Source organism: Bacillus sp. TH13, from assembly GCF_016651175.1.
In the GTDB taxonomy this organism is placed as follows: domain Bacteria; phylum Bacillota; class Bacilli; order Bacillales; family Bacillaceae_G; genus Bacillus_A; species Bacillus_A thuringiensis_S.
Genome location: NZ_JAEKEJ010000013.1, coordinates 1 through 23125, shown reverse-complemented (window position 1 = coordinate 23125; position 23125 = coordinate 1). Strand labels below are relative to the sequence as shown.

The following is a 23125-nucleotide window of genomic DNA, read 5'->3' as shown; positions in this document are numbered from 1 at the left end:
TTATAATCGGCGTTATAGCATCGAATATACGCAAACAAATGGAAGAGTTAAATCGTGCCCAAGAAATTATCGATGATTACTTAACGTTTGCCAAACCTGCTCCAGAAAAATCAGATCAAATTTCAGTAAAACAAGAGTTAAATCGAGTTATTAATATGATATTTCCATTGTGTAATATGAATACGATACATATTACACAGGATTTTTCTGAGGCAGTCATTGTTGGTAATAAACAGCACTTTCAACAATGTTTTTTAAACTTAATAAAAAACAGCATTGAAGCAATGCCTAATGGTGGTACCTTAAATATTTCCTCATCTATCAATAATAGTAAAGTTGAAATACGAATTGAAGATAGCGGAGTTGGAATGTCACAGGAGCAAATACATCGATTCGGTGAACCGTATTTTAGTACAAAAACAAAAGGAACCGGTTTAGGTACGATGGTTGCTGTTAAGATTATTGAAACGATGCATGGAAGTTTAAAAATCCGAAGTATCGTTAGTAAAGGAACGACTTTAACGATTACGTTCCCGAAATATAGTAAGAATACGCATTAAAACAAATAAAAAAGGAGCATAGTCGCTCCTTTTTTATTTGTTTCGATACATAAGTATCTTCAATGTTTTTTTAGTTTACATTTGTGAAGACTAATTAAAAATTAGTATCCTCCGCCCCAGCAGCTGCATCCTACAATTATTAATAGAATGAATAACACAACTAATAAAGCGAAACCTCCACCAAAACCACAAGAACCACCGTAACTCATATTTTCTCCTCCTTTTGGTTTGAAAACTAATAGGTAGTTGATCATTTTAACTGGTTCGTATTATACATTATGTGTATATCCCTTTTTTGAGCATGTCTACATAAAAATAAGTAAAAGCACTCGTTTAAAGAGTGCTTTAAAATGGATACCAAAAGTTTTGAAATACGTTTAATTTTAAATATACGGCAACAATGAATATGAAAACACCGGCAAATAAAGCGATGAAATCTTTACGTTTCGCCTTACTTGTATAAAACCATGTACGTTTATCCTTCTTTCCAAATCCTCTTAAATCCATTGCATTTGAAACCGTATCTATTCTTTCTAGAGAATGAATGATTAGTGGCCAGAAAATTAAAACACGGTTCTTCATACGAACCCATAAACTTGCTTCTCCTTTTTCAAAAGCCACTCCTCTCGCTTCTTGCGCGTGTTTAATAATTTTATACTCAGACTGGATGTCAGGAATATAACGCAGTGCAATATTTATTGCATATGTAATCTTATAATGAATACCAAGTTTACTTAAACTACTTACAAATTCACTTGGATCTGTCGTGTAAATAAAAAGAAGTGTAAATGGTAATAACGTAAAATACTTTAATGAAAGTGTAGCTGCATAAAATAATGTTTCATATGTAATTTTTGCATATCCAATATGCAAAAATGAAGTATATGATTCAGTTAATTCAGATCCATGAGTTGGTGTAATAAATAAAATCATGACAGAGTTTAATAAACTAAATGTAAATATGAAACTAAAAATAATTAAAATTTTACGAAATGGAATTTTAGCAATTCCAAGTCCGATACACCCAATAATAAATAAAATTAGCAACAACCTAAAATCAAAAAACAAAAAAGTAATCGTCATACAAAAAATAAATAAAAACAATTTCACTACCCCATCCATACGATAAAAATATGTACTATGCACCTTCCTCCCTCCTATTACTGTCTAAATAAAGCTCCATAAATTTTTCTGGACATACAATCCCACTAAATTTAACAAGCTTGATTAAAGAACTCTCTCTTAAGTTGGCTCTTTGTAACGTTTCTTGATCGCCAAATACATTAGACACTGTATTATCCGCAATAATTTTCCCTTCATGTAGAACTACTGCACGGTCTGCATATTCTAGTGCGAGATTCATATCGTGAGTGATAAAAACAAATGAGATTCCCTTTTTAGCTAGTTTTTTAATAAACAACATAAATTGTTTATAATGATAATAATCTTGTCCCGCTGTCGGTTCATCTAATATGATAAGCTTAGGATTTGTTGTTAATACAGACGCGATTGTTAATCTCTTTTTTTGTCCATAGCTCAGTGCTTGAATTGGCCAATTACGAAATGGATATAAACCACAAATTTTTAAAGTTCCTTCTACTTTATTCTTAATTTCTTCCTTAGAAAAATTATGTAATGTCAATGTAAATGAAACTTCTTCAAAAACAGTAGGCTGTGTAATCATATGATTTGGATTTTGCATCACGTAAGATATGATTTCCCCACGTTTACGAATAGACCAAGAACTAATATCTTCACCTTTTAACAAGATTTTCCCATTTTTCATTTTGTTTATGCCTATAAGACTATGAGCTAATGTTGATTTCCCTGCTCCATTATGTCCTAACAGTGCCACAATTTCTCCTTCATATATTGAAAGGTTTACATTTTTTAATACTTTTTGTTTATTAGGGTATGAAAATGATAAATTCTCCACTTTAAGTAATTCCTTGTTTTTAGCATTCCCTTTTAATATGACTTGTTTCTCCATCCACTCTTTTATAACGTTGCTTACCTTTTCCTTTTGAAGGTTTTCCATTGGATATATTACGTCATTATTACGATCAAAATGTAATCTCTTTAATGCTTCAATGTAAATAGGCTCTCTTAAGCCAATACATGGTAATATATTTGACGCTAAGATTTCTTTTGGTGTTCCTATTGCAATGACTTTACCTTCATCAATTAATATAACTTTGTCTAAATCCAGCTTTAAAATTTCTTCTATCCTATGCTCGATAATAACAATCGTTTTATTATATTGCTCATGTATATCTTTCATAAGTTCTATCGTATGTAAGGCGCTTAGCGGATCTAAGTTCGCTAACGGTTCATCGAACAATAATATATCCGCATTTGTTGTTAATAAACCAGCAAGAGAAACTGTTTGCTTTTGACCTCCTGATAATTCATGTGGACTTTGTTTATGAAACGTATGCATCTTCACCTTTCTTAATGAGTCCGAAACAATTTTTTTCATGTCATCTTGATTTACACATTCATTTTCTAAATAAAAAGCTACATCTTCTTCTACTGTCAGACCAATAAATTGAGCATCTTGATCTTGCAAAATGGTTCCTACCTGTTTACTTTGCTCAAAAATACTTCCTTCCCTCGGGTCTTTACCGGCAATTAATACGTTACCTGTACTAATCCCTTCATAAGAAAATGGAATTAGCCCATTGATACAATGAGCTAATGTCGACTTTCCTGAACCACTTCGTCCAGCAATTAGCACTTTTTCCCCAGGGTATATATGAAAGGTAATATCACTTAAAGTAGGCTGCGCAGCATGCCCGTATTGAAAGGTGAATTGTTCAAACGAAATAATTGGTTGCATGTTAACATCCCTACTTTTCAATTTTTAAATGTGTATGTTTCTTATTGGATTTTGCCAGGCCAATTGTAAGTGGCAATCCAAGTACTAAGAAAACGATAACATCGAAAATTGTCGCTCCTAATACTTGTATAACAATTTTGTCAAATGGTTCTCCCATCACAATAATATCGAATGCCCCAGCAAATATAATAGCAATGACAATACCAACTAGCCCAGTAATTGCTAAATAAGAAATATCCCCCTTGTTAAACGACCCGTTTTTCACACTAAAACCAACTCTTTTTTGAATAAGACCCATTGAAAAACCAATAATACCTGAACTAATAACCCAGCCCCACCAAATACCCCAGCCAGCAATCGTATCTGTTACGGTATGACCGATAAGTCCGATTAACAGTCCTGCCACTGGACCAAATAATGCTCCAAAAACAGTTAATATAGCTAATGCTGGTTTAATAAATGTATTCGGTGCAATAGAAAATCCCCAAAGTCCTAATATCCCGTATAATGCTGCTCCAATACCGATTGCTACTACTAACTTTGTTGATAATTTGTTCATGACAATTCTCCTCTCATATTAGTTAACTTTTATTACTCTATATTTAATTTAAAAATGAATTATGCATCGACACTCCCTTTCTATACAACAAAAAAATGACCTCTTACATAAGAGGTCATTTTCTTTCACGTTCAAGAATCCTCTTATCTTTCAAAAAACACATCGTGTCCTCTGCGGAATTAGCACCTTCCTATAAAATTGCATAGGGGTTGCTGAGGTTTCTTAGGGCCGTTCCCTCCACCTCTCTGGATAAGTATTAATTTGTAATTCGTATTATGGCACTAAAAAATGTAAATTTCAATACTTTTCTTACTATTTTTATTTTTTATTAAACAGTGCATTTAAATCATTGTATTCTTATCGGAATTATGAAATAATAAATTCAAAATCGTTTCGGGAGGAATGCATTATGAAAGTTATTGGTTTGATTGGAGGATTAAGTTGGGAATCTACATCATTATACTATAAACATATTAATACACTTACACTCTCTCAATACGATCAAAATGCAAAGTTAGTTTTATATAGTATGGACTTTGGAGAAGTAACTACTTTATTACAAAACCATCAATATGAAGAAGTGAAAAATGAACTAGTTACAGTTGCAAAGAAAGTTGAAAAATCTGGGGCTGAATGTTTATTAATGTGTTCAAATACCGTACATCTATTTGCCGAGGAGGTAGAACAAGCAATATCTATCCCGCTTCTTCACATTGGTGATGTAAGTGCTAAAGAAATGGTAGAACAGAATATAAAACGTATCGGACTATTAGGAACAAAACAAACGATGGAGCAAGATTTCTATAAATCACGATTAGCGAAATATAACATTGAGACAATTATCCCAAATGACGAGGAAAGAACTTTTATCCATCATGTCATATTAGATGAATTAAGTAGAGGGATCATTTCAAAAACATCTAAAGAAAAGCTATTACAAATTACAAAATCATTAATTCAAAACGGCGCTGAAGGCATATTATTAGGCTGCACTGAAATACCTTTACTCATCTCCCAAAATGATCTTGCTGTTCCCGTTTTTGATACTGCTTTTTTACATGCAAATACTGCTGTGCAATTTGCTGGATAAGAATATACAAGCATAAAGGTGAAAACCTCTATGCTTGTATACAGTTACGACTATTTATCCTGCTTTTTGCGGGCAGTAAAAACCTCAACCGATTAAAGTTTTACTTTATTTAAAAGAGATTCAATAACTATAATTGCTTCTTTTGAACCACCACATTCTATAAAGCTATCATTAAGTTTTCTTATACCATGTTTATACTTTTCATTTGAAAGAACATCTGTTACGGCCTCTTTTAAAGTGTGCACATTAACATGTTCTTTCAATAGTCTATGTGCTGCTTCCAGTTCAGTTAATCTTTGCGCTATCATAGGCTGATCTTTATCATGCGGTATTATTACAAATGGGACATTATAATGAATGGCATCGTGTACGCTATTCATACCGCCATGTGTAATAAAAACATCTGCTTCACTTAATATTTCTGATTGAGGTACGTATGGAGCAATTATAAAATTATCTGGCGCTTGCTTTATTTTTGAAATATCATTTCTATCACAAATTGCCATTACGACTATCCCATCAAAATCTGAAAAAGTATCAATACAAGTATTAAAGAATGGTTCGAGTCCTTCAAGCAGTGTTCCCATTGAAATGTAAATAACTTTCTTCTCTTTAAGTGATTCCAGTGGAAACTTTATATTTGTTTTACGCTTTGAAATACTCGGTCCAATAAAAATGTTATTTTCTCCGAACGATTCGCTATTAGGTTGGAAATAACGACTTGTGTATACGAGACAAACATCACCCTTATTATTCATAAATTGAAGATTATTCTTTGGTTTTACTCCAAATTTATGTTCCATCTGATTTAGTAATTTTTCAGAGATTTCCTCTGGTTGGAATAGCATATCTGCATTTGGATGAAAAGGTAATGTCTTCAAAAACTCTGAAGGAATTAAAAATATAGGTGAGGAAACTACACCTGGAACTTGTAAATACTCCTTTACTAACTCTCCGCACCAAATATATCATAAATTACGAAATCAAAATTTATGCTTTCACATAATTGTTTCGTAATTTCTAATATATATAAAGAAGTTTGAACATGCACATGAAAGAAAGCATTTAACCCAGATAAGCTTTCAGCATCAATAGAAATCTCCTTTAATAGATCCGGATGAGTATGTACAGTAGCTCCTAAATCTTCAATTCTATCCTTAAAGTTTGCCGTTGTAATATAATGTACGTGATCCCCTCGTTCAGTAAAGGCTTTTACTAAATTTAATGTAGGGTTTACATGTCCTTCTGCTGGAAAATTAACCACTAAAATATTTAGCACTTATTCCTCACTCCTTACATTTCACTGTTTTAATTAAGCATACTGTTATTTGTACAAGTAATCTTCCCCTAATAGTCCTAATATGCTTGCTACATTATGTTGATAAATAATTTTCAGTCATCAACATAAAAAAAGCATCTACCTATGTAGATGCCTAACCGTGATAAGGAGTGTTCTGTGAGGTTAGAACAAGCGTTTCTGCTTGTCCTATGCTATCAATATATGATTTATTTTATAAAACGTGAATAGTTAATAGAATTATTTTAGCCCATTAAAATAAAAAAAGAGTTATTAATAAATATAATCCCAATTATTATTATTATTATGATATAGCTACATATATTCCTCCAATATTTTAGAATAAACGGCTTCATATATACCTCATTTCTAATCTATTCCCAGATAAAAACGCCTCTAGTTCACATGAATGCTAGAGACGTTTCGTACATTTTAATTCTCTTTAGAGTCATCTGTTTTTGGCGCTTCACCATTTAATCGCTTATTTTTCAAATCAAAATAAGCATCTAAAACTTCTTTTCCAATATCGGAGTTAATGCCCGATTTATCATTTTCAACCCACGGTACTACAACAGAAAATGCTACTTCTGGATCATCATATGGCGCATATCCAGCTAATGTTAAGTTATAACATTCTCTACGATCGCCTTTCTCATTTCGCCCAATATCATTTTCTCCGCCATATACAGTTTGTGCGGTCCCTGTTTTACCAGCTGGTTTATATGGTGCTTTTTGGAACGCTCTTACTCCCGTTCCATCTCCTTCTTGAAATACTTTTCTAAACCCTTCTTTTACTTGATTAATATATTCTTGTTTCATATCGATTCTATTTAAAACAACGGGTTCTATTGATTGTACTACTTTACCAACCTCATCTTTTTGAACGGTTTGTTCTCTAATCTCTTGAACAATTTGTGGTTTCATTCGATACCCTCCATTTGCGATAGTCGAAATATATTGCGCAAGCTGAAGTGGTGTATATGTATCATATTGTCCAATAGAATAATCTAATAAGAAACCAGGCTGATTATCTTTTCTTCCGATTTGTCCTGCAGTTTCATTTGGTAAATCAATACCAGTTTGTACGCCTAGTCCAAATTGCCTGAAATAATATCTCATTTTATCAAAATATTCTTGTTTAATATCTAGTGAACTATTTTTCACATAATCCACGCCAGCAATTTTTAATGCTATATTAAACATATAAACGTTTGAAGAAACTTGTAACGCTCTTAGATCGTCTATATCGCCAAAATTTTTCCAAGACTTCTTCTCCTTAGTTCCTTTAAACTTCATAGGTGCATCATAAAAATGTGTTCCAGGAGTTATTGCATTTGTTTCGAACCCTGTTAACACTGTCGCACCTTTAACCGTTGATCCAAGCTCATAAGAACTAGTCAGCGTGCCTAAAGCATAATCTTCTACTTCCATTTTCCCGTCTTTTTCTACAAGCTTTTTCCCAGCCATTGATAATACTTGGCCATTTTTCGGATTCATCATTACTACGAAAGCACGGTCTAACATTGATTCTGAGCCTTTATATTGTTTTAATATTTTTTCTATGCTCTCTTCAACTTTTTTCTGTAATTCCATATCAATTGTTAAAGTTAAATTCTTTCCGCTTTTTCCTTCCGAAACCGTTTCCGTTCTCATTGTATTACCTTGTTTATCAGCAATACTTCTTACTTCTTTTTTCGTACCATGAAGTACATCTTCATATTGCTGTTCGATATAACTTTTGCCGACCCTATCATTTCGGCTATAATCACGCACTAAATAATAATCTAATCTTTCACGTGGCAATCCTTCATCAGCATTTGAAACGTTACCAAGAACAGAACGGAATAGCCCATCATTTACATAGATTCTCTCCCAATCAACTGATGCGTCTACCCCTGGAAGCTTCGCTAAATTTTCACTAATCACCGCATATTCCTGTTCACTAACGTCCTTTTTAATAATTTGAGGTGCCATTTGAAAACCTGAGGTCATTTTACTTTTAATAGCTAACACTTCTATATCTTTAGCCGTTAGTTCTTGAAGATTTTTATCTGTAACGCGCTTCCTTTTTAAATCTTCTATTTTTTTGTCTAGTTCTTTTCCGGTAATATCCTTATCTCGAAATTTATCTATTTCTTTTTTTGATACTAAGTCTTGTGTAAGTTCTGGATTTAATTGCATCCAAAAGTCTTTCTTATCAGTCTCAGTTAACTTAGCTATATCTTCTTGCGGCATTTCAATAATGTCTGCAAGTTGTCTTGCTGATTTTAATATTTCTTCTTGTTTTACACCTTTCACCTTTGTATATGTAATCGTACGTAAAGACTTATTATCAACTACTGGATTTCCTTCACGATCAAATATTTTTCCACGTGGTACAGAAAGACCCACGGTTGTATTTGCTCTCTTCTCTACTTCATTTTTATATGTTTCTCCATCAAAAATTTGCACTTTCCCTAACTGAATAACGATGCCAGAAAATAATAAAAATACACAAAGGAATAAAATATTTAACCGGAGAGGTACTACTCTACCACTTTTCTTCTCTTGCTTTTTCACCTTGTCATAATCTCCTCCTTACAATATTCCAAATAATAATCACATTTCTATATTAAAAGTAATGTACAATTTCTATACATTGCTTTGTACAAATAATAATATAATGTTTAAAACTTAATAGAAATTAAAACAAAGGTAAAGAAAAGATAAAGTTTACTAAATTAAATATAAAAAATACCCAATAACAAAAAGCTTAGCTTTCACTAATCGCTTTGTTATTGGGTATTAATTGATTTAAGAATTACTACTAGTGCGTATTGCTATACATTTATCGTCACAATTAGAAAAAGATTGTTTACTTTGTACTTTCGGTAAGTAAATAGTTACTGTTGTCCCGACACCAACCTCGCTCATGATACTAATTGTCCCTTGATGACTTTCAATAATTTTATAACTTAACATTAATCCAATACCAGTCCCTTTTTCTTTCGTACTATAAAAAGGTTCACCTAATCTCTTAATTCTTTCTTCAGGTATTCCTATTCCTTCATCTATTACATGAATGATGACACCATCATCATTTATTTCTTTTATGTGAATTGAAATTTCCCCACCATTTGGCATAGCTTCGATTGAATTTTGCAAAATATTAATAAATACTTGTTTCAATTGATTTTCTGAGCATTCAATAATTATATCTTTGTCATCCGTAAATAGTTCAACTTGAATATTTGTCATAATTGCTTTTGTATTCATTAACGATACGACATTTTTAAAAATTTGATAAATATTTTTCTTTTCTGTATTTATCTCATCTGTTTTAGCAATTGACAGAAATTCTTGCAGGATTGCTTCTATCCTTTCAATTTCAGAAAGCATAAGATCAAAATATCTTTCTTGATCTTCTTTATTAATTTGGAATAACTGTATAAAACCTTTAATTACAGTTAAAGGATTTCTTACTTCATGAGCTACCCCAGCTGCTAATTGACCAATTGCAGCAAGCGTATCTGATTTGTTTAGCAATTCTTCTGTCTTTTTTCGCTCTGTAATGTCGCGTACAATAATCATAATTTTATCATGTAATAATGGTAAGCATCTAGCTTCAAAGAAATCAATACTTCCATTAAGTGTGAGTGGATATTCTACAATTACATTCGTTCCTTTTTCCTTCACTTGATTAATGGCTTCCTGAAACTGCTGTGCTACTGAAGATGGTAATACTTCGTAAAACTTTTTTCCCATAAAAGCTTCTGCGGGTACGTAAAACTTTGTAGGAGATCCTGCCTTGTAATCTATAATTGTGCCATCATCTTCTGTTAAGAAACATAAATCTGGTAAAGCTTTAAAAATTAATTCTAGTTCAGATGTTTGTTGTTTTAACTGCTCTTCTATCGCTTTTAAATGTGTAATATCTACACCAACAGCCCAATAACTATATCCTGTTACAGGAAACTGTTCTGATATATTAGACCACATTATTGTTTTGATTTCACCATTTTTACATGTTAAGTGCATTTCCCAATCTCTGAAATTTTTTCCACAAGTTAAAAATTTCTTTTGTATTTTCTGGCGATAACTATGATCAGGATACAATAATTGCAGTGCATTTGGATTTCCAATTATTTCTTCAGCGGTATAACCTGTTACAATTTCACATTCTCGGTTCCACAAAACAAAATCTCCATTATAATCAAGCGCATCGACCATAACAGGCATGTTTTGTAAAATCGTATGTAGTTCCTCCTCTTTTCGAGAAAGCAATGTTGTATTTTTACTTTGAAATACTTTTATTGCGCCATCTAAAATTAAACTTGAGAGCATTTCAAAGTATTTTTGACAACTGAAAATTTCACTTTTTTTGGACCATACAACAAAAGATCCTAAATGTTGATTGTATAAGAAAATGGGGATTTCAATCTTTGGAAGTTTACTCTTTTTTATCTCATTCATTCCGAATGAAAAAACACACTCTTTTTCAGCATCAAGAAGTTGATGTGATATGTTAGTTAATTTATAAAATTGTTCTGCCATGGTTTCTATTGTACTCACATCAATAAGTTCCATTAGCCGCGAATTCATTCCTTTTTCACCTCAATATGTAAAATTAATACAAATCTAAAATTCATACTTCTCCATTATACGAAGAAAGCTAGTGTAGGTATATAGCTGTAGAATAATTATTCGAACAAATTTTATTTTTCAATTAAAATAAGAAAAGAATGTATATACTGAATACACCTTTAATTAGTATATATTTCGTTCATTCCTCTTACATTCACTGAATTTTTCCTTGAGGGTCATACGCGTCACTAATAGCGGTATAAACATGCAATAAGTGTAAAGTTCATAAAATATTCACATTTTTTATGAAAAATATAAACATTTATTCCAATATATTCTATATAATGAAATGTAATAAGGCTTCTATGAAACTCATAGAATACCTTACCCCTAATAAAAAGAAAAAGAATCCATTTGGATTCTTTTTTCTTTTTTAATTACATTACATATTTATATAAAGCATGTGCCACACCATGTTCTTCATTTGATAACGTTTCGTATTTACACATTGCTTTTATTTCTTCAACTGCATTCCCCATTGCAATTGATATGTTCGCTTTTTCCATCATAGAAACATCGTTCAGCCCATCACCTATCGCTACAGTGTTTTCAACTGGAATATTAAGATGTTCTGCTAAAGTATATAATCCATTCCCTTTTTGAGCATCTCGATGATTAATCTCTAAATTGTGCCAATATGAAGATGTAATTGCTAAATCTGTATTATGAAGAAATGTTTCTTTTAGTTTTTTTAATTTCTCAATATCATAAGAAAATGGTAATAGTTTATGCACATGTATATCTGTTTCTACAATTTGTTTACAACTTTTCGCACTATGAAACGCTGTATGCTCAAGATACAATGCTGCGATTGTTTCTAACTCTTTCAAGTCGAAATTTTCTTTTGAATTCTTCACATACTCAATTTCATTACGTACACTCTCAACTCCATAATCCGGTACATATACACCTTTATCAGTATAAAGTTGATAATACAAACTATTCTCTTCAAGATACTCTACAATTTCAAGTGCCTGCATATTTCGAATTGGATATCTCTTCATCATTTTCTTATCTTTATATATAAGCGCACCATTTTCCGCAATGATTGGACATTCTAAATCAACTTCTAACAATAATCGTTCAATATCAACAATAGAACGTCCAGTACAAATTGCTACAACATGGCCAGCTTCTTGACATTTTCGAATTGCTTCTGCATTTTCATTACTTATCATTTTATTCCCCGAAAGAAGAGTTCCATCTAAATCAATTGCGATTAATTTCATTATTTCTTCACCACTTTCTATAAATACACGAGTTCTAATTAATTAATAGGTATCGTTTTCATACAATCCTCGTGCGGTACTTCTTATTTATAATTTATGAAAAGCGTTTCAGGTCAAGAAATAATTAAAAATAAAATCCAAAGCTTTTCTTTTAAAAAAGCTTTGGATTTTAAACTATGAATTATAACTAATATATTTTGTCTCACACATGTACACATTTTTTTCTTCAGTTGGGATATATACTTTAAACTTTTCTAACTGTTTACCATAGACATGAATCGTAATAACGCTTTCATTTTTGCTGATTTCAAGAATATGACAATCCGCTGGTGGAATTACTTTATCTGTTTCTCCTTCTCCCAAATAAAGATTGCCTTTATGTGTTAAATAAACAAGTGAATTACCAAGTTGTTTCGTTTGTATAAAGTTCTGCACCATAATCCTTCCTGAAAAAACGCCTTCTACCCCCCATGTGCCATCATGATCATGTAAAGGTGTAGATTGTCCATCTTTCCATACGAGAGCTAGTACTTCAAAACGTTTGAGCGGATCTTCATACAATAAATGTCGTGCATATTGAGTCAAATTCGCCTTCTGTTTATCTAACGGGAGCCATGTTTTCTTTTCTAAAAGTTCTTCTAGTAACTTTTCAATGCCACACACTATTTCTTCTTCAAATAAACCGTTTTCCATAAGATCTGTAACACCTTTAATAAACTTTTGAAATGATTTACTTCCATTACAAGTCAACATAAGAATCCTCCTCTACGTTTTATACAATTCCATATTAAGGTAATCACCGAAAACTCACAATTGAGAAACAAAAAACAAGATGCAAATGTATGCACCTTGTTAAGATTTTTATTTGGCTTTCAATCGAATAGGTAAGTATTTTAATGTTTGTTCATTTTCCAATATACATTTTTCTAAACAGAAAGATGGAGATAGCTCTATTTTTTCAAAAGCATTTATAAAGGTAGTTAATGCAATCTCAGCTTCTAAACGTGCAAGTGGTGCTCCTAAGCAAAAGTGAGGACCTTTCCCAAAGGTTAAATGCTTTTCATTTCCTGTTCGATGCACATTAAATTGAGAGGCTTGTGAAAATTTTTTCTCGTCTAAATTCGCTGCACTAACCCACGCAACAATCATCTGATCCTTTTTCATTAAAGAACCAAATATATTTGTATCCTCTGTAATCCTCCGGGCTAATGTAACAGGAAAGCGATAGCGTAATACTTCCTCAATCGCTTTTGAAATTAAGTTAGGTTCTTTTCTTAACTCTTCATAAATTCCAGGTGAATCTACTAAAAAGCAATAAAAGCTATTAATAATTAAATTTGTAGTGGTTTCATTCCCAGCCGCTAGTAAACCTAATGAAAAGGTTACAATTTCTTCATCGGTTAATCTTTCGCCTTCATATTCAGCTCGAATTAAATCAGAAATGATATCATCGGTTAAATTATATCTCTTTTCCTGAACAATCGGTAGAAGATATGCTTTGAATTCATTTAATGCTATCCCTTTCTCGGCATCCAGATCATTAAACTTTTCTTTACTATACGGCATAAATAAAATATCAGACCATTCTTTAATTTTTTTACGATCTGTTGTTGGGACTCCTAATAAATCGGAAATAACGGTAACAGGTAAAGGTGCAGCAAACTGTTCAACGATATTAACTTCACTACATTTTTCGATATGTTGTACAAGTTCATCTGCGATAGCCTGTATTCGAGGTTTCCACTGTTCTAAACTTCTTGGAGTAAATGCCTTAGAAACAATGGAACGTACATTGCGATGTTCTGGTGGATCTGTAGAGTTTATATTTATTCTAGTTTCTAAAGGAGGGATTGAGAATTGTCTGCGCTCCCTTCTACTTGAAAATAAGCGATAATCTGATAAAACACGATTTACATCATCATATAAAAAAACATTCCATACATCCTGCTCTTCATCATAATGAACTGGGTGATTATCCCTCATCAAACGATACCATTCATATGGATTCCATAATTCTTCTTTTGTTTTCAGCTTTGAAATTTCATGAACTAAAATAACATTTTCAGGTGAAGCCATAGTTCTTTCCTCCCTTTTCTTTTACAATAAAAGTGATAGGTCGGCAGTTCAAAGTTGTATAAACTATCATATGTTATTTTAACATATATAAAAGGAGATTTTTCATTAGAGAACTTGAGAAATATATAAGGGGGATTTTTATGTACGTTGACATTTTACTGCTAGCAGAATTAACGACAGGACCAAAACATGGATATGAAATCAAAAAAAATGTTCAAAATCGTTTAGGTGAGAATTTTGAATTAAATCACAACATGCTTTACCCTGCCCTTCGGCGCTTTGAAAATATGGGCGCTATAACGAAAAAAATACATAAACAAGTCGGAAAACCAAACCGAAATATGTACAATATAACAGAAACAGGAGAAGAAATTTTTTCTGAAATGTTACGAGAGTTTCCCGAAAAACTTGCGACAAACAATACAGAATTTCTTGTTCGTATTGCGCTATTTGAAAAACTTGACTATGAGGATAGAAAAGAGATTTTGACTGTACGTCAAAACGTACTACATAAACAGCTTACTGCTATTCAGTCTCTAGATATTACCTCATCTTTTATTACTGAAGTCATTGAATTTAGTAAATCACGAATTGAACATGAATTGAGTTGGATTACATCACTTATGAAAAAAATATAAAAAAATAACAAGAAAAGTTAATAACAATGAATGAAAATGATATTTATTATCAATACTATAATTAATAAAAGGGCAACCACGATTTGGCTACCCTTAAAAAATTTACACTTCTGGATCGAAAGTTTTGCAATCTGTTTCTTCCGTTGTAGATGCATGTTTACCTTTATGACTTACTACGTAAATTGCCTCTGCACTACATTTATTACCGTTCGCCCAAAATTTACAGTTGTTTACTTCACATAAAACGTCTTGTGCCATAGTATCACACCTCCTTGTTCTATTATCATTAACAAATTTCGGAGGTATGATACTCTTTGTCATGTATTTTTTATTACCTTTTTAGCTTTCTTAATGGTTCAATATCTCCTCGTACAATCAAATCTATATTTTCAGTTATTTTTTCAATGTCAAAATGCCACCATTGAATTTGCAATAGTTCTTCTATTATTTCATTTGAAAATCTCTCTTTTATTTTATTTGCAGGGTTTCCACCAACGATTGTATAGGGTGCGACGTCTCTAGTCACAACAGATTTAGCTGCAATGATTGCACCATCCCCTATTTTTATTCCGGGCATAATAGTTGTATCCATACCAATCCAAACGTCATTTCCTATAACTGTATCACCTTTGTAAGGTAAATCAGACAAACTAGGTGTATGCTTCTCCCACCCATTTCCAAAGATATTAAATGGATATGCCGAAAATCCATCCATCCGATGATTCGCTCCGTTCATAATAAAGTTTACTCCCGATGCAATGCAACAAAATTTTCCAATAGTTAGGCGATCTCCAAGAAATTCATAATGATGTAATACTCGATCTTCAAATGTTTCTCCATCTTTTGCATCATAATAAGAATAGTCACCAACAAGTATATTAGATTTTGTTATTGTATTTTTTATAAATTGAACGTTTTGATTTCCTTCAATAGGGTATTTAATATTTGGATTAGGATTCATGTTGTACAGCACTTCCTTTACCATTTATTTCACTTTCTACCGCTATTACTGGCTTTAAATTGTATATAGGTAAAATAAATAATAATCCAATTATAAATAGCAAAGCTGTGCCTTCATACATCGTACTTAATGAGAACATTTCTTTTAATGAACCAGCAATACTCATTGTTACTACCATTGAACCGGTGAATAGTGGACTTAAAATGCCATTTACACGACCAATAAAATCAGTATCACTATTTTGAATAATGAGCGTATTAATACCAATTTGAATACATGGAAGAGCTAAACCACTAAAAAGTTGTGCTGTGAGTGTTACCCATAAATTTGTGGAATAACCTATAATCCCAATACCAATTGCCTGCCCAAGCATACCCATAATTAACATCTTTTGCGGAGCAACGTTTTTCGCAAATACCATTGCTAATGCTCCGCCAACAATCATTCCTGCACCATTTACCGTTAGTAACCACTGTAAACTCTCTTTTGATAATCCTAATTGCTCAGTCACAATAAATATACCCAATGGTTGAATTAATCCTATACCTAGTCCTGCAGCCATAAAACAAAGCCCTAGCAAAGTTAATGCCTTTTTCTTTTTGACATACTTAATACCATCCTTCATCTCCTGCAACAGAGTGATATCTTTCTTTTCTACGTCGTTTTCAAGATCTTTCGGAAGAAATAACAATACAACTGCCGCAAGTAAAAACGAGATACCTGTTATGATGATTGAAATATAAATTCCAAAACTATGAAAGATAAATGTCCCTAGGATTGGTCCTAATACCATAAATATTGCAAATATCGTTTGATATATAGACATTGCTAATTGAATTTGTTCCGTTGATAAATGTTGTTTAAACAACTTCATTCCAGATGGTTGTGAAAACTGTGAAAGGATTGCAGAGATGAGTGTCACAAAAAACACAATTTTCCACGTTCCAAACATAAGCGTAATTAATACAGCGAATACTGAAATGGAACTTAACGTTTCACACCATATCATTGTCTTCTTTGGCTTCCACCTATCAGCAAAAGTACCGCCAATAAATGAAAAAATAAAAATTGGAGCGAATTCAGCAACTGAAATCATCGAAATAGCAAAAGCATCACCTTTTGTCATTTCCATTACATATAATAATACTGCAAAGTTTCGAACCCATATTCCTATTTGTAAAAATAATGCTGATGCTAAAATCCCTTGAACAAACCGATTTTTTAATACTTGTGATACCCCATTGTTTTGTTTCGTTACTACATTTGTCGACATAAAAAAGCCTCCTATTTCATGTTCTGAACAGGAGGCAGCACAAATCATATAAAAAGACTATATATTCGCAGAGCGAAATACATCCCTTTTCTATAAATGTACAGACTAACCCTATTCAGAAGAATATTTCGTTTTTTAACGAAGGTCTCTTACAAATAGAATTAGTTGATCATTGGGATGTTTTCACCCTTCCATTTCGAATTTAAATAACACATACATACTCTATGTAAACCATGTTCGATGTATGCATGTCTCCCTTTAACTATTCTAGAAAGTTAAAGGCAATTCCTCTAAAGAACGCATTAAATAGTTACCTTGCCATTTAATTTCTTCACGATTTCCTTTTATTTGTAGTTCAGGCATTCGATTAAACAAAGTAGTAATAGCAATCTTTGCTTCCAACCTAGCAAGTGGAGCGCCTAAGCAGAAATGGCTACCATGACCAAAGGCAATATGACGATTATTTTCCCGATTAATATCGAATACTTCTGGGTTTTCAAATACAGTTTCATCACGGTTTGCAGAAGCTAAGGCAATGACAACCATATCTCCTTTTTCGATTGTTCGGTCGTGAATTTGAAAAGGTTCATCTGCCCATCTTGAAGTTGTAACTTCAACTGGAGAATAATATCGTAATCCTTCCTCAATAGCGGCATCAATTAATTTTGGATTTTCTTTTAATAACTGTAATTGATCTGGATTTTCGAGCAGCGCTAATACTGTATTTGTTATTAAATTTACCGTTGTCTCGTGTCCCGCCACAATTAGTAACATTATCATTGAATATAGTTCTCGAGCGCTAAGTTTATGCCCTTCACTCTCTGCAAGTATTAAAGCACTCACCAAGTCTTCTTCTGGCTCTTTTCGTTTAATATCAACTAAATATTGAAGATATGTAATAAACTCAGATAGTTGCTTTTCAGTTTCTTTTATTTCTTCTGGTGTTTCTGGGTAAGCAATGACAGCATGAGACCAAATTCTAAATTTCGCTTGATCTTCTTTTGGAATGCCAAGCATTTCACTTATTACAATAATTGGTAAAGGGAACGAGTAATCATCAACAAGATTTAATGAACCCTTTCGCTCGACTTCATTTAACAAATCATCTGCAATATCCTGTATTCTTCCTTCCAATTGCGTGATCATCCTCGGTGTAAAAGCTTTTTGTACTAGTGATCGTAAACGATTATGGTTAGGTGGATCTGAATTTAACATATGAGTAGTTAAATAATCACTATTGTCAACAGTAAGAAACACATTCAATGTATCTTGAGAAAATACATTGGCTGGATCTTTTTTTAAGCGACTATCTTTTAAAAGTGGCAAGGCATCTTCATATCTTGTGATAAGCCATTCCGCACCTAGTTCAGTTTTATTCACAAATAAGATAGGTTGCATTTTTCTAGATTCTTTATAAATTTCATACGCATCTTCTTTAAATTGAGCTGAAGCTAAATTAATGCCATCCTCTATTTTTAGTCCAACTTTGTTTTTCATTGACATTGTATTCCCTCACTCTCATTTGTTTTTGAAAACCAACCCAACATATGCATTATACTCTAATAAAAACGTGAAAATTGTAAATTTTTAACCAAAATCTTACTTGGTATATTGAAAAATAAAAAAGTGAGAGAGTAAAATCGTTTCACTCTCCCACTACTCTTTATGCGAAGCACATAAAATTACTAATTTGTTGATAGCGATAACTTACTTTACGACGACGACCACCTTGCCAAGTGTAACCTGATACTCCGTTTCTTCTCACTTCAGTCGGAAAGAACCATAAGTCCCTTCCGAAAGGACCAGGACGATGTAAACGTAAATAGCCCCATCTTCCTAGACAATTACACATCCATGATTTCATATTGCCCGCTTGAGATGGAGACGCAAAGGTAGACGGTAACGACGGAGCTTGCGACGGCGGTGGTGACGTTGGAGCATCTTCCGCATCATCTGGTCTGTAATCTTCTTGTTCCATATCTCTCACTTCATCTACAGATTCATACCCGTAGTTTTGTGGATTATAATACATTCCTTGATCATATGGATAATTTTGTTGGTTATACATATTAACAAATCACCTACTTTTCATTCATTACCTTTAACATTTATATGTGATATGCCCTCTCTGGGAAGCTTATGTTATAGCCCAAATTCAACTTAAAAAGCTCGTATTATTAAAAATACGAGCCTTTCAAAAATAGAAGGTGTTTATTATTTCCTTAACTTCACACTATAAAAACGCATTTCATCTAACGAACCTTCAAATTCAAATACTTCTTGTTTAATTAATTGTTTCAAGCGATATTCTAAGAAAGTATCTCCAACCAATTGTTCAACAAGACCAAGTGCTTCACCAATTACTCTAGGAGCTTTGAGGAATTCTCGATCAGCACCCACACTTTTCGCGCATTCAATTATAAATTGATCAAAATAATCTTCTTGTACAGAATACACTTCATTTTCTTTCCACACTCTTAAACATTTTACGCTTTCCGATAATCTATCCCACTCATGTTCAAACTTCATTCGCTTCTCTTCAGTTAAATAAGATAACTTTGCAAAACTTTTTTGGAATAGAGCTAAACTTTCAGGTGGTAATTCTCCAGTTCCACGAATATCATACTCTTGTTTTAATATTTCTCGACTTGCTTCAGACGTATTAATAACTCGAATGTTTTTCTTATCCTTTAATTGTGCCATTACAAAACTTAGGCCTACATGTTCATGTGCATTATCAGCCTTCCAAATTGTAATAGGCGTTTCAACAGGAATAGTATGTAGTTCTTCTATAGTTGCTATAAATCTTGATAAATATTCTTCTTCAAAATAACTATCATAAGCAGTTAAATTATTTATTAACCACTTCTGTCTTGCTAGTTGCCCCCATTCGTATGCAACTTATATATCGGTCCAATTGAAAAGAATTCAGAAAAAGCAACAACACTCTCTTCAGATAATTCTTCTTGACTTAACATATATGTTAAGCAACCAGCCGTTGAGTCATCAAAAGCAATATGTACGTGCGTACTTTCTTTTACATTTCTTTTATAAGTAGGATTACTCTTTAATTGTTTCGGAATATCCATCAAATTTTTAATTGTATCTTCACTATAGTTTTCTTCTAATAAGTTTAACTGTATGAGAATACTTTGAAGTAAATCTTTAGCCTCATCCTCGTACATATCCTCTACAGCATTTTTAATTTTATTTATCACACAAATCCCTCTATTCATTTCAAAAATAACGTAGATTATAGTGTATCATTTTAGTATAGTTATTTAAAGTCAAATCCAGATTGCTAGAGCAATCTGGATTTTCAACAAATACTTTCCTTATATTTTTAAATTGCTAAATATTTTCACTTTGAAAATCCTTGTATCTAAATGTATAATTATATAAAAACAAAAATATAGGAGCTACATTTATGGAGAAAGTACTTACTAATTATAGACATTACTTAAAAAATTGGAGATTTATATTTATTTGCATACTACCTGTTATCGCCTTATTCGTTACTTTCTATGTCATCTTCGAACTACTGTTTCATCAAGATTTCTACTTATCTAACTTAATTTCTGCTATCATATTATTTTTAATATTTACTAACGTTAAAGATAAATTTAAAATTAAAGGCTAAAGAACATTATTTAAAAATAGCCCTTTATTCTTGCATCCTACTATAAAATAAGACTCGTGGTAAATTTTTACAAAAAATAAGAGCACCCTGGAATTGGATGCTCTTATTTGATTAGAGGTTTTTTCTGAGTATTAAGTAGGACACGAAGATCTTGTCCTACTTAATAGTATATGCTTGTACTTATTATTTCGTGCATGTATTAAGCACCATGTTCAGGTACTTAATATATGCATAGTCATTGCTAAAAAATCTACTCAAATATCCACTATACAATTTCATATTTATAAATTAAAAAACATCCATTGGGGATGTTTTTTATCTAACGATTTTAAGCTTCCATAAACTTAGCCGGTACACCAATTTTTTCAACTACAGAAGATATATTAGTAGGGTTAATCATTACATTTTCAATACATACTAATTTATTTTCTAATATCCCATTCTCTGTAGTAATAAGTTCTTCAAACCGATCTAAAGTCATTGAGAATTTGTGTTCACTTCCACCATTCATACTAACTTTTACATACTTCATAGTGTCACCGCCTTTCATAATAATTTACATTTCGACAAGAAGACGCTTACATCCTTTTTATTTACTCTTAGATTCTCACGTTTACATGTATTTTGAGAAAAGAAACTACTATTATTTACTCACAAAATTATTGCTAATAAGAAAGATAAAGATAAAAATGCACAAAGTGGAATATATAAACCGGTATCCATTCTAGCGAAGTGCGTATCTTTTTGTCGTTTAAAGATACCAAAGTAATTAAACTCACCAATTACTCTAATAGAAAAGACAATCATACAAATCCAGGAACCGACTTGAATAATAACATTAGGAACTGCAAAATGAACAATATTTGCTTGTTGCAACAAAATTATCGCTGCCATACTTAATAATAATGCAATGAACAATGTCATTCCGGCACGAGGTGTAAACGCCTTTTCCCCTAATTTAGTTGGTATAACACTATTTGTCCCCCAATTACCTCCGAAACCCCAATATACATGTAAAAAGCTAACTAAGAATAATATACAAGCAGATATATATGTAATGATAAGCATTTTATCCTCCCCTTATTTTATTTAACTTCTCACCTATAAAATATGCTATCCCCCCTCATTAGCAACCTTTATTTAATTACATAAAAAAACCGTAATGATTTATCAATCTTAAGATAAGTCATTACGGGGTTATTAAACTTCATTATGCATTAAACCTATTTCTTCGGCGTTCCATCCTTGTTTGACCTTGAACTTCATTTTCTTTGTATGGATCTATTTGCTCTGTCATTTTATATGTTGCAACTGGTTCTTCGTACTTATGCTCATGTATCTTTTCTGGGATTTTACTTTTAGATTCTTTCCCACCAAACTTAAATAGTTTCATCTTTAATTTCGGTAATCTCGGAAGACGAATCTTAAATGATAATCTTTTGCGTTTCTTTTTTGGTCCAAGTAGATTTATATTTTCTTTATTATTATCTTTCTCTTTGCGGTGAATGAACATCGCAAGTAATCCTCCTAATACAAGTCCTCCAATTAATAGTAATATATATACATAATGGCTTGTCATTAAACTCGTCATGCGTTCAAGTATGACTAACGACTGTACTTCTTTTATATCCCATAGTAAAGCGGCCCATAATGAGAATAATCCCAAAGTAAGTCCATATGTACGAAAACGGAATAAACATGGAATTAACGCGACACATGCAGCAATTTTCGCATTTGCTATGATTGAGCTTGTTGAAATATCCTGATGCCAAATAACTAATAGTAATGTTATAAATGGCGCATACGCTATCCAGCTGCATATACGTGAATACATCTTTTTAGCAAAATAACTACCGAAACTAGTAAAAAATAAAAGCCCTCCAATATATATAGATTGTTCTAGAGGGATTTGCTTTGTAAGTCCTGCAATTGGAAAGAGGACGCTCAGTAGCATTAAGAGCACATCTAATTTCTTCACCATTCCCCATTCCTTTCAAATTTTTTCAATTAATAAAAATCGCTTTTCCATTTGATATAGTTTTTGTATTTCTAAAAAACATATTAATCCTGTCTGCACATAAAGTAAATATGTAAACGAAAAGATACTTGACAAAGGATATCCTTATTTGCATAAAAATGACAAATCCTGATCGATATAACGAGCAGGATTTGTTTACTAGTATTTAAAGTAGAATAATTGAATCTTTCTTTTCTACTTTTACTACATCTACATCCAATTCATCATCAAATTCTTTAAATTCTCTTGCATCTATGTCAGTAATATAACTCTTTATTACTTTTTCCATATGTACGGAATATGTCATGTGTACATTCTTTTTC

At 32.1% G+C, this 23125-nt stretch carries 21 protein-coding genes, 3 pseudogenes and 1 riboswitch; of the genes and pseudogenes, 4 read left to right on the top strand and 20 right to left on the bottom strand.

The window, feature by feature from the left end:
• Positions 1-560, top strand: a 560-nt coding sequence (locus JFU02_RS03790; protein WP_201069906.1) for a sensor histidine kinase, incomplete at its 5' end; no start/stop codon positions are given.
• Positions 561-661: 101 nt separating this feature from the next.
• Here the strand turns inward: JFU02_RS03790 and JFU02_RS03785 are convergent.
• The 4 genes from JFU02_RS03785 to JFU02_RS03770 form a co-directional block, all read right to left on the bottom strand.
• Complete coding sequence (locus JFU02_RS03785; protein ID WP_000120182.1) at positions 662-769, bottom strand: YjcZ family sporulation protein; 108 nt, start codon at positions 767-769, stop codon at positions 662-664.
• 136 nt (positions 770-905) lie between these two features.
• On the bottom strand, positions 906-1706 hold the full coding sequence (locus JFU02_RS03780; protein ID WP_086406217.1) for an energy-coupling factor transporter transmembrane component T family protein: 801 nt from the start codon (positions 1704-1706) through the stop codon (positions 906-908).
• Positions 1699-3399, bottom strand: coding sequence for an ABC transporter ATP-binding protein (locus JFU02_RS03775; protein ID WP_201069903.1), 1701 nt, complete (start codon positions 3397-3399; stop codon positions 1699-1701). Before JFU02_RS03775 ends, JFU02_RS03780 begins: the two co-directional genes overlap by 8 nt.
• Positions 3400-3409: 10 nt before the next feature.
• Positions 3410-3958, bottom strand: a complete 549-nt coding sequence (locus JFU02_RS03770) for an ECF-type riboflavin transporter substrate-binding protein (protein ID WP_201069901.1) — start codon at positions 3956-3958, stop codon at positions 3410-3412.
• A 140-nt stretch (positions 3959-4098) separates the two neighbouring features.
• Positions 4099-4214: riboswitch (SAM riboswitch) on the bottom strand.
• A 153-nt stretch (positions 4215-4367) separates the two neighbouring features.
• On the opposite strand from JFU02_RS03770, the gene JFU02_RS03765 reads away from it, so the two are divergent.
• Positions 4368-5048 (top strand): aspartate/glutamate racemase family protein, encoded by a 681-nt coding sequence (locus JFU02_RS03765; RefSeq protein ID WP_000864395.1) that lies wholly within the window; start codon positions 4368-4370, stop codon positions 5046-5048.
• 92 nt (positions 5049-5140) lie between these two features.
• Here JFU02_RS03765 and JFU02_RS03760 read toward each other — a convergent pair.
• From JFU02_RS03760 to JFU02_RS03735, 7 genes and pseudogenes are all read right to left on the bottom strand, one after another.
• Positions 5141-6327: pseudogene (locus tag JFU02_RS03760) on the bottom strand (macrolide family glycosyltransferase).
• Between the two features lie 269 nt (positions 6328-6596).
• A pseudogene (locus JFU02_RS31975) lies at positions 6597-6701 on the bottom strand (signal peptidase I); the annotation flags it as partial.
• Between the two features lie 76 nt (positions 6702-6777).
• Positions 6778-8904 carry a peptidoglycan D,D-transpeptidase FtsI family protein gene (locus JFU02_RS03755; protein ID WP_086406216.1) on the bottom strand — a complete coding sequence of 709 codons (2127 nt, stop codon included), beginning with the start codon at positions 8902-8904 and terminating at the stop codon, positions 6778-6780.
• A 234-nt stretch (positions 8905-9138) separates the two neighbouring features.
• Positions 9139-10926 carry a PAS domain-containing sensor histidine kinase gene (locus JFU02_RS03750; protein ID WP_086406215.1) on the bottom strand — a complete coding sequence of 596 codons (1788 nt, stop codon included), beginning with the start codon at positions 10924-10926 and terminating at the stop codon, positions 9139-9141.
• A gap of 419 nt (positions 10927-11345) precedes the next feature.
• Positions 11346-12197: a Cof-type HAD-IIB family hydrolase gene (locus tag JFU02_RS03745; RefSeq protein ID WP_061665848.1), complete on the bottom strand. Its 852-nt coding sequence runs from the start codon at positions 12195-12197 to the stop codon at positions 11346-11348.
• Between the two features lie 174 nt (positions 12198-12371).
• A complete protein-coding gene (locus JFU02_RS03740) occupies positions 12372-12950 on the bottom strand; it encodes a cysteine dioxygenase family protein (protein WP_000954433.1) in 579 nt (192 codons plus the stop codon).
• A gap of 108 nt (positions 12951-13058) precedes the next feature.
• Positions 13059-14273 (bottom strand): cytochrome P450, encoded by a 1215-nt coding sequence (locus JFU02_RS03735; RefSeq protein ID WP_000168016.1) that lies wholly within the window; start codon positions 14271-14273, stop codon positions 13059-13061.
• Between the two features lie 140 nt (positions 14274-14413).
• On the opposite strand from JFU02_RS03735, the gene JFU02_RS03730 reads away from it, so the two are divergent.
• The gene (locus JFU02_RS03730) at positions 14414-14911 is read left to right on the top strand and encodes a PadR family transcriptional regulator (protein ID WP_061665850.1); all 498 of its coding nucleotides are present in this window, start codon (positions 14414-14416) and stop codon (positions 14909-14911) included.
• 102 nt (positions 14912-15013) lie between these two features.
• Here the strand turns inward: JFU02_RS03730 and JFU02_RS03725 are convergent, their stop codons facing one another.
• The 6 genes and pseudogenes from JFU02_RS03725 to JFU02_RS03700 form a co-directional block, all read right to left on the bottom strand.
• Positions 15014-15169, bottom strand: coding sequence for a DUF1540 domain-containing protein (locus tag JFU02_RS03725; protein ID WP_000046095.1), 156 nt, complete (start codon positions 15167-15169; stop codon positions 15014-15016).
• Between the two features lie 73 nt (positions 15170-15242).
• On the bottom strand, positions 15243-15872 hold the full coding sequence (locus JFU02_RS03720; protein ID WP_201069898.1) for a Vat family streptogramin A O-acetyltransferase: 630 nt from the start codon (positions 15870-15872) through the stop codon (positions 15243-15245).
• A complete protein-coding gene (locus tag JFU02_RS03715; RefSeq protein WP_000106399.1) occupies positions 15862-17145 on the bottom strand; it encodes an MFS transporter in 1284 nt (427 codons plus the stop codon). The genes JFU02_RS03720 and JFU02_RS03715 overlap by 11 nt, the downstream gene beginning before the upstream one ends.
• A 267-nt stretch (positions 17146-17412) precedes the next feature.
• Complete coding sequence (gene cypA, locus JFU02_RS03710; protein WP_061665851.1) at positions 17413-18648, bottom strand: cytochrome P450; 1236 nt, start codon at positions 18646-18648, stop codon at positions 17413-17415.
• Positions 18649-18808: 160 nt separating this feature from the next.
• Positions 18809-19213 carry a hypothetical protein gene (locus JFU02_RS03705; RefSeq protein WP_000282700.1) on the bottom strand — a complete coding sequence of 135 codons (405 nt, stop codon included), beginning with the start codon at positions 19211-19213 and terminating at the stop codon, positions 18809-18811.
• 146 nt (positions 19214-19359) lie between these two features.
• A pseudogene (locus JFU02_RS03700) lies at positions 19360-20363 on the bottom strand (DUF1835 domain-containing protein).
• A gap of 209 nt (positions 20364-20572) precedes the next feature.
• Between JFU02_RS03700 and JFU02_RS03695 the strand changes: the two are divergent.
• Positions 20573-20785, top strand: a complete 213-nt coding sequence (locus JFU02_RS03695; protein WP_000416836.1) for a hypothetical protein — start codon at positions 20573-20575, stop codon at positions 20783-20785.
• A gap of 328 nt (positions 20786-21113) precedes the next feature.
• Here the strand turns inward: JFU02_RS03695 and JFU02_RS03690 are convergent, their stop codons facing one another.
• The 3 genes from JFU02_RS03690 to JFU02_RS03680 all read right to left on the bottom strand — a co-directional run bounded on the left by JFU02_RS03690 (position 21114) and on the right by JFU02_RS03680 (position 22763).
• Positions 21114-21317 (bottom strand): hypothetical protein, encoded by a 204-nt coding sequence (locus JFU02_RS03690; protein ID WP_000878369.1) that lies wholly within the window; start codon positions 21315-21317, stop codon positions 21114-21116.
• A gap of 119 nt (positions 21318-21436) precedes the next feature.
• On the bottom strand, positions 21437-21853 hold the full coding sequence (locus JFU02_RS03685) for a DUF3995 domain-containing protein (RefSeq protein ID WP_086406210.1): 417 nt from the start codon (positions 21851-21853) through the stop codon (positions 21437-21439).
• A gap of 142 nt (positions 21854-21995) precedes the next feature.
• On the bottom strand, positions 21996-22763 hold the full coding sequence (locus JFU02_RS03680) for a DUF3959 family protein (protein ID WP_086406306.1): 768 nt from the start codon (positions 22761-22763) through the stop codon (positions 21996-21998).
• Positions 22764-23125: the final 362 nt, after the last annotated feature.

Bases quoted from the DNA above. Each gene is read 5' to 3' on its own strand.
- JFU02_RS03785 (WP_000120182.1), bottom strand. From the start codon at position 769: ATGAGTTACGGTGGTTCTTGTGGTTTTGGTGGAGGTTTCGCTTTATTA.
- JFU02_RS03775 (WP_201069903.1), bottom strand. From the start codon at position 3,399: ATGCAACCAATTATTTCGTTTGAACAATTCACCTTTCAATACGGGCAT.
- JFU02_RS03770 (WP_201069901.1), bottom strand. From the start codon at position 3,958: ATGAACAAATTATCAACAAAGTTAGTAGTAGCAATCGGTATTGGAGCA.
- JFU02_RS03765 (WP_000864395.1), top strand. From the start codon at position 4,368: ATGAAAGTTATTGGTTTGATTGGAGGATTAAGTTGGGAATCTACATCA.
- JFU02_RS03750 (WP_086406215.1), bottom strand. From the start codon at position 10,926: ATGAATTCGCGGCTAATGGAACTTATTGATGTGAGTACAATAGAAACC.
- JFU02_RS03745 (WP_061665848.1), bottom strand. From the start codon at position 12,197: ATGAAATTAATCGCAATTGATTTAGATGGAACTCTTCTTTCGGGGAAT.
- JFU02_RS03740 (WP_000954433.1), bottom strand. From the start codon at position 12,950: ATGTTGACTTGTAATGGAAGTAAATCATTTCAAAAGTTTATTAAAGGT.
- JFU02_RS03735 (WP_000168016.1), bottom strand. From the start codon at position 14,273: ATGGCTTCACCTGAAAATGTTATTTTAGTTCATGAAATTTCAAAGCTG.
- JFU02_RS03730 (WP_061665850.1), top strand. From the start codon at position 14,414: ATGTACGTTGACATTTTACTGCTAGCAGAATTAACGACAGGACCAAAA.
- JFU02_RS03725 (WP_000046095.1), bottom strand. From the start codon at position 15,169: ATGGCACAAGACGTTTTATGTGAAGTAAACAACTGTAAATTTTGGGCG.
- JFU02_RS03720 (WP_201069898.1), bottom strand. From the start codon at position 15,872: ATGAATCCTAATCCAAATATTAAATACCCTATTGAAGGAAATCAAAAC.
- JFU02_RS03715 (WP_000106399.1), bottom strand. From the start codon at position 17,145: ATGTCGACAAATGTAGTAACGAAACAAAACAATGGGGTATCACAAGTA.
- cypA (WP_061665851.1), bottom strand. From the start codon at position 18,648: ATGTCAATGAAAAACAAAGTTGGACTAAAAATAGAGGATGGCATTAAT.
- JFU02_RS03705 (WP_000282700.1), bottom strand. From the start codon at position 19,213: ATGTATAACCAACAAAATTATCCATATGATCAAGGAATGTATTATAAT.
- JFU02_RS03695 (WP_000416836.1), top strand. From the start codon at position 20,573: ATGGAGAAAGTACTTACTAATTATAGACATTACTTAAAAAATTGGAGA.
- JFU02_RS03690 (WP_000878369.1), bottom strand. From the start codon at position 21,317: ATGAAGTATGTAAAAGTTAGTATGAATGGTGGAAGTGAACACAAATTC.
- JFU02_RS03685 (WP_086406210.1), bottom strand. From the start codon at position 21,853: ATGCTTATCATTACATATATATCTGCTTGTATATTATTCTTAGTTAGC.